Here is a 12,549-nt window from a genome sequence, read left to right on the forward strand (position 1 = left end):
GGAGAACCTTGGCGTATTAGGTCAGTTAAGCAAAGCCCGCTTTATCTCACTCTTATGTGCATACATAGCGCGATCGGCCTCTTCAATCGCCTGTTCGATGCCCCGCTCAGTCACAACAGCCGTACCGTAAGCAAAAGAGAGTGGATAACCGCGAGAAGCAAACTCTTGCGTCATTTGCTGGTTGAGCAAAATCAATCGCTTTTCAATATCTTGTTGAACGGCATGATCAAAAATCACCACAAACTCATCGCCACCGTAACGAATCACAACGTCTTTTTCTCTTAACGATCCCTTAAGCTGCGCCGAAAATCCCATCAAACATTGATCGCCGACTTTGTGGCCAAATTGATCATTAATCGCTTTAAAACCATTCATATCGAGAAACGCTACGGTACGACCTTGATAAGAATCCAAGTGATATTTTAAGAATGAACGGGTATAGCAATGGGTTAATTCATCACGACCAATGTCCAGCAAGCCCGAATCACAAGGGCAAATGCTGGTGATGACAAATTTTTTATCGTTATAGACCATTTTTTCGCGAATCGTCTCATACCCTGCACCATCAAAAAACTCTGTGTCTTTGTGGAACATTAGAGAGTCGTCTTCAAGTACGATTTTATCTTTGTGGAGACAAATCTCATAAGCAGCGTTTTCATCAATAATGTCTCGCGGTGGTGTGCCTACTATAGAAGCGCCAACGAGTTCTTGGTGAGCTATATTGTCATAGATAGCAACACCATCTTCATTGCGCATAATGACCAGTTTTTCGGTTGAATCGATCAAAGACATCACGCCGTTACCAATCACCGAGGAACTATTAAAGTAGATATTACGCAGATTGTTTAGAGTCTTTTTAACGTCTTGGTTGTAGACCAAACCTAAAACGTCATGCTGTTTTATGAACTCATTCACTTGCGCACTTTCCAGCTCTTCAATCTCATTATCAACCAAGAAGTTATAGAGCTTAAAATCTAGGTCCAAACCAAGATTTAAAGGTGTATCGATTAGCTCATGATAAGACGGAGCTTTAAGGCAATCCAACTTCGCGATGGATGCCAGCTCCATCGGTTGATAGAAGTAGAAACCTTGAATGATCGGGTCATCAACAATCAACTCTATCAGCTCTTTTTGACGACGATTCTCAACGCCTTCAAAAACAATATTGTGTGTACATAGCGTTTTTATCTTTGAGCACAAGAACAGTAGATGTTTGAATTTTATATAGTTTGTATCAATATCACGGATAAGAGAGCGGTCAAACTTTACCTCTGAGGCACCAATACTCAAAGCAAGATCAGCGCGCGCAAAATCTCGACCAAAATCATCCACTGACACCTTGATACCATGCAACTTCAGCTGACTGATGTTGCTGACCAAACGTTCGCTGATCTCAATATGCTGGTATTCGACAAGTTCGAGGGTGACATTTTGATCTGCAGCTCTTTCAATTGCCTTGCCAACAAAGTGCTCATCTTCAAGGCTTGAGGGATGAATATTGATTGATACTGGCAAGTCGAGTGCAAATTCCTGACGATCTGCCAAACAGCGATCTAAAACTGCCAAATCGAGCGCTATGGTATTATCGGCTTCTGCTAGATATTGGTCTAGTGGAATCTGGCTATCTGTTGGTCGCAATAGCGCCTCTAATGCAACAACGTGATCGCCTTTAATTTTGGGCTGGTAAAGTAGGTGAAAGCCTGACATGAAAATACCTTGATTTATTTTTTTATATACAGCAATTCATAGAATGAAACTGCTGAATAAATCCAAGGCCTCTCACTCAACACCACGATCTAGTGGTGTGTTAAAATCCATCTTAAAGTCAAAAACTTTAAGAGGCGCTGCGATTTGTCGCATATACTAGCAACGCCAAGGTTAACGCTAAGTTAACGCCAACGATGATTTTAACTCGATTTTTTTATCGTAACGACAAATTTCAGAGTTACTTTAATCTCTTTTCTAACGAGAACGATTTTCTCTTCATTACAATCAGACGTTTAAGCAGTAAACTAAACTCAAATAACCAACAATCATGCTTATGCCTACGCTCAACTACAGCTTAATTGACATCCCTTTTAACTGCCGTCATACCTGCTGGTTTTGTGGCGAACCCTCTTCCACCACAATAGAATTCCCTGATAGCAGCAATGTCACCGCCAGCCTATCTCACCCATTGCTATCGCTGCCGACGTGTCAAGAATGCGGTTCATTTAAGTACCCTCGTCATATTCGTTCTGTTTGGGTATTGCGCTCGCACATCAAACAAACATTGATCACTAAGTACACCAAACATTTAGCAGTTGGTGAAAACTGGACCGAAGAAGAATTAAAACAAAGCGAGTTTTCCGGTGCCATTCTAGGTGGGTTCGGTAAAAGCGCGTGGCAAATGTATTTAATCGCCAAACAACGTGTGGCATACCAAGGCTGGGGACTCAGTGTCGATGATCAACCGCTAGAAATATTGGATGACACTTCAAGCTTTGAGTTTAATGGAGTCAAATATCCTTCTTTGGACGCTTGCATCGACTTCTTGGTCGACGGCAGCGGTATTGATAGAGAGCTACTTACGCAGCTGGTAGAGATAGTAACACCCACGCGTTTTAGCTACGCACTACAAATATCAAAACTACACAAACGTCCTTCTATGACCAAACGTCAACAAATTATTGATGAAATTACGCTGCAAGAAATTGAGAGTCAACAAATCCAAAATGATAAGCACACGCTACTTCACATCAACTCATCGATTGTCGATGTCGAGATATCTGGAGCGACTGCACCAGCATTTGCAATCCAATGGGCAATGAGCAAGCGCGCCAATACACTTGCCAAGCTTTGCACGTTAGAAGATGATTTCTTTGATGAGTTTGCCCACTTAGGCGGAGCTGCTTCGTTCCATGCCTACCACGGACTTCAGCTTTATTTACAGGCGCGAGAAGATAGTAGTTGGGTCGAAAAACAAGACCCAAACTTAGAAGTTTGGCTAACGCATCAGCTTATCTGATTCCACTAACAACCAATACTCAATATCATCCGGTATTGGGTTATTATTCTCTATATGATACCAAAGCTTTTCAAAGGCTAAGATCGTCACATGCAATGCAACTTCTTCGTTTCCTAATCTCTTTGAAAGAGTTTCTAGGATATTCAACGTATATGCATTAACAAATGAATCATATATTTGGTGTTTCGATTCCATAATACAAAAACCAGCCCAACATAGTACAATATATAATTATCAAATCATCAGTCGCGCAACATAAATCATTACCTGACCAGCGACATAACATCCCTTCTACAGCTTACATTTAGCTTTCTATATATCTTATATATGTGTGTTTTTATCGTACTTTCAGTCACATACAAGCTATCTGCGATTTGCTGGTTAGAGTATCCATTGACTATATAGATTAATATTTCATTTTCTCTACGAGTCAGACAACTTGAAAAGTCTGGTGTGGTACATAACCCAAAGAAGCTCTTATTCAACATGTCAGCCATTAACTTTCTTGGTAACCATAAATCACCAGCTGCAACTCGTTCAATGCAACTGATCAGATGCTCTCTGGAGGCATTTCTAAACAACAATCCTTTTAAATTTTTAACACTTAACAAGCAATCATAAGACATATGATGGGGAAAATTAAAGATGACAACCCTTTCATTCACTATCTTATTTTTAATCTGTTTGAAATCCTCAAAATCCACCAAAACTATCATAAGCTTGTTTTCAACACGACCTGTAACAATTTCAAACTTATTATTTAAGTCAATTTTTACCTTTACGCCTTCTATTTTTGATAACGTTTCAATGATTATTTTATTTTGAATATTTACGTCACCTATCAGCGTTACTTTTGTACTTGCCATAAGCCACATCCATCTGACTGTTTTTTGGTAAAGTGTAGAGTTGAAATTCAATATTCAACAAATATCCCATCAATAATTGTGATCCATACACAAAATTTATTAATTAATTCATTTATATCAAGTGTTTATATTTTCACACTCATCAATATAAACATTAATGCATATCAAGGGGCGCGATAATTGAAATACCAACCAATCGATTATTAATAAGATTAATATTTACAGCACCTTATTTCATCCATTTAATAAAACGGCATATGACAATTAGTACTTTAGAACCAACTTGTTGATATAGCTTAATTCTAATTTGGAACTTTAAAACAAGTTTTTACCTTTATTCTCTAATATGTCTTTCGCCTCGAACAGACGACACAATTCAGAAAGGGATATATTTATGAATAAAGTAGCAATTTCAGTTGCGATTCTTACTGCAACAAGCAGCTTCATAGCTAACGCCGCAGATGTAATTTCTGGTTCAGTACAGTTAACCAAAAACATTGAACAAGAATGCAACATAGGTCTTCTAGCCGGTAACAACGACGGGTCAGTTGGCGGAGCTGTCGATGCATCAGAGCTCGGAAGCAAATATGTTCATAGTGAGCTAAATAACTTTAATACAGGTGGCCAACCAATTACAGGCAAAGCAAAATGTAATGCTGCTGGTGGCTATGAAATCCATGTCACCCCAACTTACGGCAAGCTAGTCCATCAAGATGGTGGTGACGCAGACCAAACCGTAGAGTACAAACTGTCACCAACTGGCGTAGCTGACAACATTACCATGACATTTGGTACTGACTATAACCCTAAAAATGATGCTGGCGTTCCTTTAAAGGTTGGTAAAAGTACTAGCACTGATGTTGCCAAATTCCAGTTGTTAATGGAGCCAGTAGGCAATTTCACCTATGCAGGGCAATACACAGAAACCTTAACCTTTGATCTCACTCCTCTGTAATCACTATTGTTTGGGGTACATAAACTGTACCCCCTCTTTCAATGCGCGGCCGTTCAGCTAGGAGGAACCATGCGAATATCTGTTATCGCCCTAATACTAATGGTTTTTAATTTTTCTCTGCTTAATCTTGCTTACGCCAATTTCAATATATCTCCTCTTTCACAAAGCATTGATGTAAAAAAGAAATCAGCGAGTTTTACCTTGGAAAATATGACCAACCAAAAGGCCGCCTATGAAGTGCAAGCCTATGCACGAAATCTCGATAGTGATGGCGAAGAAGTTCGTACAAAAACAAAAGAGATTCGAGTCTTCCCTTCCAAAATAATCCTTGAGCCAAAACAAAAAAAGAGAATCAAGGTGCTGTATTTAGGTAAGAAATCGATTGGTAAAGAAAAAGCATACCGCATCGTTTTTATGCAGACAGACCGTAATGTTTCCGAAGATGATCCGCAGGGACTAAACGCTAAATTTAATTTTCATACCGCTTTTTACGTCACGCCAAAAGACGCACAAGCACGTCTCACATCAAACCTTGAGCAATACGGTAAAAATACATATTTATCATTATCAAATACGGGCTCTAAACATGCGATCTTGCAAGATTGGCAGCTCAAACTCAGCTCTGGTGCTCAAAGTGCCGTCTATGAATCGCCTTTACCCGACGTAAATATGCTAGCCGATACCCAGATTCGTATCCCTTTGTCTCAGCAAGCGCATAAATATCAAACTGCTGAGATCATTACAAAATAGGTCGCAGCTACGATGTACCGACTCACGGCATATTTATCAATAGGTTTATATTTAAGAGTGTTTTCGCTTCAAGCAGCGGAAATACAAATGCCTGTTGATATTGAGGTTGTTGGACAGCGAATCGAAGTCACCGGCTATCTTGACGATGAGCGAGAACAATATTGGGCATTGGACGGAAATGAGCTCATTCCGATACTAGCACAATCCATTACCGCAGGACGCTTGGAACAATTACGCCCTGTTTTAAAAGACAACAAAGTCTCAGCGACGGATTTTGAACAAATAGGCTGGAAAAGCGTCTATGATACCGACAACTTAATCATTCAGCTGAACGTTCCTGTTACAGATAGAAGACTGGTAAATATTGCGCTAGAGCCCTCACAAAATGGACCAGCACCGAGTAACCTTCCTCAATCTCAACCGGCTTTATTTAGTGGCGTATTGAATACTTATTGGTCCCATACCCACAATTTGGTCGATACGGAATATGCAGCATCGCAAGTGGCCCTTAGAGCTAGAGCCGCTTTGGGCCCAGTAACGTTTGAGGACGGACACACCTATTCATACAACCATTTTAATGAACAAGGCAGTTGGCTAAGAGACCGCACCAGATTGATAGGCAACTTACCCAATAACTGGGGCTATTTACAACTAGGAGACTATCAAATTGATACGGACATTGCCTCACTACCCGGTGGGGACTTGTTCGGCCTATCTTATTCTTACCAACCTAGTTACATCAAAAACTATGAAAGGCCTAATATCGTTCCAATTAGTCTCGAATCCACCTCTTTGGTCAACATCCGAATAAACGGGGAAGATTACCGCACGATTCGCTTAGCATCAGGTCAATATAATTTGCGCGATTTACCGCTAGAGCAGGGGGTAAATGAAGTCGAACTAAATTATATTGATCAGAGTGGTAGCGAGCAAAAACTGTTCTTTAACTTAGTCGATCATCCGCAATTGCTCCTCGAAGGAGACATAGAAACGCAGTTGGTTTATGGCGCACAACAGAACTATGAAGATGATGGAGACAAGACGATTGATCGGGACCAGTTCGTAACTCAAGGAGTTATCTCTTATGGCTTGACTGATTGGTGGACAATATCGCCAACCATCGATATTTCTCAAACCACAAAGCGATATTCTTTGGATCAAAGCTTTGCTGTCGGAGAGTTTTTTATCACGTTAAACGGGGATTGGAGCGAGGTCGATACAAAACGCGCTTACAAGTTAGATAGCCAGTTTTACGCCAGTGAGTTATTCAATAAGCGCTTATCAAATCTCTCTTTTCGATACGGAGTAGAACGACGCATAAAAGATGATCCTTTGGTCCATACACTTCGCCTTAGCTCTGGGATTAATACACCTTTCGATATAGGCTATCTGTCATTTAACCTAGAGCATCAATTTGATTCAAATGGAACCTTACGACAAAGTGCCTCAATCAACACAAGTTATCGCATCAACCAACGTATCACTACGAGCCTAAATCTACGCTGGCAAAAGCAGCGTAACACTATCGACCGAACACTCTATTTCACCCTATCCTTCCCTCTGCGTTGGCATGATATCAGCGTATCTACTCGCACCGCTTACGACAGCGATGAGAACGAATATAGAAGCCAAATATCCGCCTCTCAATATGACAGTAAATACTATTGGCGAGCTTCAACCAATTTCATTGATAAAAAGTATGATGGTTTTGATGGCTACGGAAAAATTTATGGTGAACGTGCAGTATGGAACGGACGTTATTCATCTCGAAATGTTTCTCAAGAGTCAAGCAATCGAGCACTTACGCTTGGCGTTGATACTGGTATCGCTTGGGCTGGCAACCAGTTTGTATGGACGGCACCTTTATCAAGTAGCTTTAACATCGTCGCATTACCCGATGAGTACAGAGACAAATATGCCTTGATGTATGACGAATATAAACGCTTACAAATCGTCTCCAGTGAACTTGGCGGCCACTCTAGCCTTGCAATCCCGATACAAAACGAGCGCCATCAAGTCATCAAGATTTCCGGTGATAATCTCGATTTTAACGAAGAACTAAAACACGGTGAATATGTGGCAAATGGCGGCCTATACAGTGGCTCGTTTCATCAATTGAATATCAATAAGGGATTCTTTGTGAATGGTTTTTTCCACGATAGAAACGACCAACCGCTCGCTGATGTTGTCGGTGAATTTCGTCACTTAAATAATAAAACCACCTACCCTTTCTTCACTGACCAACTCGGCAACTTTGAACTGGATGTTCTGCCTACGGGCGAATATGAAGTCTATTTTTATGATAACGCAGCACCATCTTTCAAGATGAGTCTTGATGACAGTAACGTCATTGATGATATGTTTATCGAACTTGGGATAGTTACCGTGTTGTAATCTCACCAGCGCAACAAAGCCCGAGCTTTGCTAGAGATCGATTATTACTGCCAACTATTCCAGCGGAAAACATAGCGGGTAGAACGAGAACATCAAAAATCAAGTCCAATGCTTACCAGCCCACTCTCAAATCATCGGGTATTAAGTCAGTTTTAGAATCAATTATTTTCATTTCCTTCATTTATTGAGCAGTAACATTTGTGTAACATCAAGAAATCAAATCTATTTTGAACTCTGTAACCCAATACTATAACAAGGCTTTTTTGCTGCTCGTCACTAAGCACCAAACGCCAATAGATAGGATTTACCTATGATTATTTCAGCCTCTACCGACTACCGTGCCGCTGCAAAAGCAAAACTGCCGCCATTCTTATTTCACTATATTGATGGCGGGTCATACAACGAACACACCTTAAAACGTAATACTGAAGATCTATCCGACATCGCTTTGCGCCAACGAGTGTTGAAAAACATGGCCGATCTAAGCCTAGAGACTGAGTTATTTGGTGAAAAGCTCGCGATGCCAATCGCACTTGCTCCGGTTGGCTTAACAGGCATGTATGCACGCCGCGGTGAAGTACAAGCAGCAAAAGCCGCGGAAAACAAAGGCATTCCGTTCACCATGTCGACCGTTTCTGTCTGTCCAATAGAGGAAGTTGCACCTGCAATTAATCGTCCAATGTGGTTTCAACTATACGTACTCAAAGATCGTGGGTTTATGCGTAACGTACTTAAACGAGCCAAAGCTGCTGGTGTTACAACGTTAGTCTTTACTGTTGATATGCCTGTACCTGGTGCTCGCTATCGCGATATGCGCTCTGGTATGAGTGGGCCAAATGCCGCCATGCGTCGCGTATTTCAATCAATGCGACACCCAAGCTGGGCATTAGATGTGGGTGTGTTAGGGAAACCCCATGATTTAGGTAATATCTCAACCTATCGCGGTGAACCAACCAAGCTTGAAGATTACATCGGATGGCTTGGGACGAACTTTGACCCTTCAATTAGTTGGAAAGATCTCGAATGGATCCGTGATTTCTGGGATGGCCCGATGGTCATCAAAGGTATTTTGGATACAGAAGATGCTAAAGATGCGGTGCGCTTTGGTGCTGATGGTATTGTGGTATCTAACCACGGTGGGCGTCAGCTAGATGGTGTACTTTCTACTGCAAGGGCGCTACCTGATATTGCTGATGCGGTTAAAGGCGATCTGAAAATCATGGTTGATTCGGGAATTCGCACCGGCCTAGACGTCGTGCGCATGCTAGCGTTGGGAGCCGATTGTACTTTGCTTGGCCGCTCCTTTATTTACGCATTGGCAGCACAAGGACAAGCTGGTGTTGAAAACCTACTCGACCTTTATAACAAAGAAATGCGCGTAGCGATGACGTTAACCGGAGCTAAAACCATAGCTGATCTTAATCACGAATCGCTGGTAAAGATTGGCTAGCATTGAGCTAAGAAGTAAGCTAAAAAGTAAAAAGGCGAGCCATCGCTCGCCTTTATTAGTTCAACTCACATCATCAGCTCGAAGTCGTACCACTTGTTTGCTGAGCAATCTTTATCTCTTGTTGACGTAACATAGTATCAAGCTCTGCTCGGCGAGCTTCAAACGCTGCCATCTCTTTTTTCGGCACAGAGTTTGCCATTGGAATATTGGCTTTCATCGCATTTACTGGTCGACCACGAACAATCAATTCATAGTGAATGTGTGGACCGGTTACACGACCCGTTTTACCCGATAAACCAATGCGCTGACCACGTGTTACCTTTTGTCCTTTACGCACTAAGATTTTACTCAGGTGTAAATAACGCGTCTTATATGTGCTACCGTGTTGAATCACCACATAATTACCCGCATAAGGGTGTTTACGCGTCATAGCTACCACGCCATCACCAGTAGAAACTATCGGCGTGCCTACAGGCGTTGCCCAATCGGTACCATTGTGCGGCGCAATACGTCCAGTGACTGGATGCTTTCGGTGCGCGTTAAAGTTTGAACTTAAACGGTAATTGCCATTAACAGGTTTACGTTGAAATGCACGCTGCAAACTATCGCCATTCTTATCGTAGTATTGACCATCAGAATGGAGATAAGCCGTGTACTCTGTACCACGAGTAATGATCTTGACCGCTTGAATCTCTCTATTTCCAGTGACTTGGTCATCAACAAATTGACGTGACTGAACCACTTCAAATTTGTCACCGGCTCGTAAATCCCGTGAAAAATTGAGTTTATCTTTCAATAATGCAACGATCTGCTCAACCTCAGTAATACCAAGACCTAGACGATTCACCGATTGAGAGAAGCTACCATTAATCTCACCTACCATCGGAAACTCTTTCCACACACCTGGAATCCTCACATCGGTAAAAGTGAAGTCTCCATCTGGAGTACGGGTGTAAACGGCATGTTCAACTAAGCTAAACTCCAACTCCATTTTAGCGAGTTGTTTTGTGTCTTCATCACGCCAAAAACGTAGAGTATTACCCGGCTTTAATGTGTCCAATGCTAAGTAGTTAAGGTCCGTCTCCATAATTTTCATTAGGTCACTATAACCAAAACCTAGCTGGTCAAAAATTGAACTCAAGTTATCGCCAACCCGAATTTGGTATTCGTAGTTTGGCATATCTTTAACTTCAGTGCTTTCCTGAAGAATTTTCTCAACAAGTGCTGATTCAGGAAGGGAAAGATCAATAGTGCGGCTAGTCGGTGATTGGTTACCTGTTGAAGTCATAGCAAAGACAGCGACTAGAGGTAGACCCAAAAGCATCAGTTTTTTACGTTTCGAGAGATCAGAAACGCGTGCTTTTATTGTTGTTACTTGCACAATTTGACCCTATTTCATTCGAATTCTTATCTGTACTAAGTGTATAAATCTTCATTTCTACACCCATAAAACGGCTATAAGAGTACGAATTTATCGGGCGCTTGTCACCCTATGCAAGTCAGATTGCGATCAAAAAAGGCGCCATACGCGCCTTGTTTCTCGCAACTTATCGATTAAGTCGTCAGTAATTATTTGAATTTTTTATCAATATGTATTTATCAAACAATTATCTTCACCAAAAACATTCGGTTTGTATTGGTCTGCACTTGGATCATTAATCCAGCGTTCATTGTCTACCAAGTAACGAAACTCAAACTGCTTATCCTTTGGTAAACGAGTTTTGAATTTGAATGACTTGGTTTTAGCGACTTTTTTCATCTGCATTGGTTGCCAGTCTAAAAAGTCCGCCACTAGTTCAACGCGACTACCCGCTTGATCTTGTGGTAACTCAAAAGTGACTTCCACCTCATCCTTAGTTTTAAAGAAACGCTTATTTATCATTTATTACTCCATCAACAACAAGAAAAATAACATTTTTCAATATAGGCAATCTGTATCAGACAAACAACCGTTTATTTGTTGTGCAATAAAAGACTCAAGTTCGAACTGACCGTGACTACCTTGGTCACTTTTTCAACCGGCTCCTCTGCCATCGCTTGGTTTTGCGAATGCTGACGAAAATCTAACGTCACTTGTGAGTTGTCATAACGCAGTTGGTCAATCACCACGCGATCACCTATCAATAAACTATCCTCGAGTATCACGCGCTTACGTTGAGTGTCGTATCGAAAAGTCGCTAGATAACTAAATACACCACTCCCTTGGTTAGATACTATCAGGACCGAGATGTATTGGTTAGTATCAACAAATGAAAGCCACTTAGTACTTACCGCTACTTGGCCTCTTTCCGCACCAGAGTCATATGGGCCAAAAGCAATCTGCGCTTGAGTATCTAACTCATCAATAAAAGCAAACGCCGAAGACTCAGGTACTTGAATAGTCCAAGGGTTTGGAGTTTGAATTGAGAATACTTGCTTCACTATCGGGTCAACCGTTTGGATCTGACTAGGAAACTTAGCTAAGATATCTTCATCATCAAGACTGAATCGGTAAATACCTGCGACGACGACTACAATAAGCAGCAGTATCGGTATTAATAAAATTAGTGGAATGGGTAACAGACGCTTTTTCATAATTTACTTAGTATGTATATCCTTATAGTGACAATAAACATATCAGCGGCTAAAGGTTATCTCAAGGATCGATAATGAAACATGATGTTAAAATCCGCACTGCTGAATGCAGTTGTGGCCAAGTAAGTTTGATCTGCAAAGGTGAGCCCATTCGTACGGCTATTTGCCACTGCTTCGCCTGTCAGAAAAGAACTGGCAGTGTGTTTGGTGTTCAGGCGCGTTTTAACAAATCGCAAGTCTCTTACAGTGGTGACGTAGTTGAGTTCAGCCGCATTAGTGATTCTGGCAATCAAGTCCATTACTCCTTCTGTCCGGCATGTGGCACTACCGTAATGCTATCTCTGTCAGCGTTGTCAGATTTTATCGTCATACCGGTGGGCATATTCACCAACCAAGACCTACCACAACCCAGTTTTTCAGTTTACGAACAAAACAAACAATCTTGGTTAAAGTTTGACTGCCAAATCGAAGCCATTTCCTAGAGTTTTAACTCTACTCCCCTTTAAGCTTCAAGCAGTCAGCGCTATAATCGCCCTCTTCTTTTGGGGAGTAA

11 protein-coding genes are annotated in these 12,549 nt (G+C 41.4%); 6 read left to right on the top strand and 5 right to left on the bottom strand.

Features of this window, described 5'->3' with window-relative positions; genetic code table 11:
* Positions 1–21: 21 nt before the first annotated feature.
* Positions 22–1,707, bottom strand: coding sequence for a GGDEF domain-containing protein (locus IRQ95_RS04405; RefSeq protein ID WP_194435789.1), 1,686 nt, complete (start codon positions 1,705–1,707; stop codon positions 22–24).
* A gap of 334 nt (positions 1,708–2,041) precedes the next feature.
* Here IRQ95_RS04405 and IRQ95_RS04410 point away from each other — a divergent pair, with 334 nt between their 5' ends.
* Entirely contained in the window at positions 2,042–3,007 is a 966-nt protein-coding gene (locus tag IRQ95_RS04410) for a hypothetical protein (RefSeq protein WP_194435856.1), read from the top strand.
* 263 nt (positions 3,008–3,270) lie between these two features.
* Here IRQ95_RS04410 and IRQ95_RS04415 read toward each other — a convergent pair whose 3' ends face one another.
* Positions 3,271–3,873 carry a helix-turn-helix transcriptional regulator gene (locus IRQ95_RS04415; protein WP_194435790.1) on the bottom strand — a complete coding sequence of 201 codons (603 nt, stop codon included), beginning with the start codon at positions 3,871–3,873 and terminating at the stop codon, positions 3,271–3,273.
* A gap of 394 nt (positions 3,874–4,267) precedes the next feature.
* Here IRQ95_RS04415 and IRQ95_RS04420 point away from each other — a divergent pair, with 394 nt between their 5' ends.
* The 4 genes from IRQ95_RS04420 to lldD all read left to right on the top strand — a co-directional run bounded on the left by IRQ95_RS04420 (position 4,268) and on the right by lldD (position 9,422).
* Positions 4,268–4,828, top strand: a complete 561-nt coding sequence (locus IRQ95_RS04420) for a hypothetical protein (protein WP_194435791.1) — start codon at positions 4,268–4,270, stop codon at positions 4,826–4,828.
* 69 nt (positions 4,829–4,897) lie between these two features.
* Entirely contained in the window at positions 4,898–5,578 is a 681-nt protein-coding gene (locus IRQ95_RS04425; RefSeq protein WP_194435792.1) for a fimbrial biogenesis chaperone, read from the top strand.
* A gap of 87 nt (positions 5,579–5,665) precedes the next feature.
* Positions 5,666–7,972, top strand: coding sequence for a fimbria/pilus outer membrane usher protein (locus IRQ95_RS04430; RefSeq protein WP_194435793.1), 2,307 nt, complete (start codon positions 5,666–5,668; stop codon positions 7,970–7,972).
* Between the two features lie 310 nt (positions 7,973–8,282).
* Entirely contained in the window at positions 8,283–9,422 is a 1,140-nt protein-coding gene (lldD, locus tag IRQ95_RS04435) for an FMN-dependent L-lactate dehydrogenase LldD (RefSeq protein WP_194435794.1), read from the top strand.
* A 73-nt stretch (positions 9,423–9,495) separates the two neighbouring features.
* Here the strand turns inward: lldD and shyA are convergent, their stop codons facing one another.
* The 3 genes from shyA to IRQ95_RS04450 all read right to left on the bottom strand — a co-directional run bounded on the left by shyA (position 9,496) and on the right by IRQ95_RS04450 (position 11,996).
* On the bottom strand, positions 9,496–10,803 hold the full coding sequence (shyA, locus tag IRQ95_RS04440) for a peptidoglycan DD-endopeptidase ShyA (protein ID WP_348541580.1): 1,308 nt from the start codon (positions 10,801–10,803) through the stop codon (positions 9,496–9,498).
* 204 nt (positions 10,804–11,007) lie between these two features.
* A complete protein-coding gene (locus IRQ95_RS04445) occupies positions 11,008–11,304 on the bottom strand; it encodes an isoamylase early set domain-containing protein (protein ID WP_194435795.1) in 297 nt (98 codons plus the stop codon).
* 71 nt (positions 11,305–11,375) lie between these two features.
* Positions 11,376–11,996, bottom strand: coding sequence for a hypothetical protein (locus IRQ95_RS04450; protein WP_194435796.1), 621 nt, complete (start codon positions 11,994–11,996; stop codon positions 11,376–11,378).
* A gap of 74 nt (positions 11,997–12,070) precedes the next feature.
* Between IRQ95_RS04450 and IRQ95_RS04455 the strand changes: the two genes are divergently transcribed.
* Positions 12,071–12,478 carry a GFA family protein gene (locus tag IRQ95_RS04455; protein WP_194435797.1) on the top strand — a complete coding sequence of 136 codons (408 nt, stop codon included), beginning with the start codon at positions 12,071–12,073 and terminating at the stop codon, positions 12,476–12,478.
* The last annotated feature ends 71 nt before the right edge of the window (positions 12,479–12,549 follow it).

The organism is Vibrio fluminensis (assembly GCF_015278125.1).
In the GTDB taxonomy this organism is placed as follows: domain Bacteria; phylum Pseudomonadota; class Gammaproteobacteria; order Enterobacterales; family Vibrionaceae; genus Vibrio; species Vibrio fluminensis.

Excerpts from the sequence above, each read along its gene's own strand:
- IRQ95_RS04450 (WP_194435796.1), bottom strand. The coding sequence starts at position 11,996 with ATGAAAAAGCGTCTGTTACCCATTCCACTAATTTTATTAATACCGATA.
- IRQ95_RS04425 (WP_194435792.1), top strand. The coding sequence starts at position 4,898 with ATGCGAATATCTGTTATCGCCCTAATACTAATGGTTTTTAATTTTTCT.
- IRQ95_RS04410 (WP_194435856.1), top strand. The coding sequence starts at position 2,042 with ATGCCTACGCTCAACTACAGCTTAATTGACATCCCTTTTAACTGCCGT.
- IRQ95_RS04445 (WP_194435795.1), bottom strand. The coding sequence starts at position 11,304 with ATGATAAATAAGCGTTTCTTTAAAACTAAGGATGAGGTGGAAGTCACT.
- IRQ95_RS04455 (WP_194435797.1), top strand. The coding sequence starts at position 12,071 with ATGAAACATGATGTTAAAATCCGCACTGCTGAATGCAGTTGTGGCCAA.
- IRQ95_RS04405 (WP_194435789.1), bottom strand. The coding sequence starts at position 1,707 with ATGTCAGGCTTTCACCTACTTTACCAGCCCAAAATTAAAGGCGATCAC.
- IRQ95_RS04420 (WP_194435791.1), top strand. The coding sequence starts at position 4,268 with ATGAATAAAGTAGCAATTTCAGTTGCGATTCTTACTGCAACAAGCAGC.
- IRQ95_RS04415 (WP_194435790.1), bottom strand. The coding sequence starts at position 3,873 with ATGGCAAGTACAAAAGTAACGCTGATAGGTGACGTAAATATTCAAAAT.
- lldD (WP_194435794.1), top strand. The coding sequence starts at position 8,283 with ATGATTATTTCAGCCTCTACCGACTACCGTGCCGCTGCAAAAGCAAAA.
- IRQ95_RS04430 (WP_194435793.1), top strand. The coding sequence starts at position 5,666 with ATGCCTGTTGATATTGAGGTTGTTGGACAGCGAATCGAAGTCACCGGC.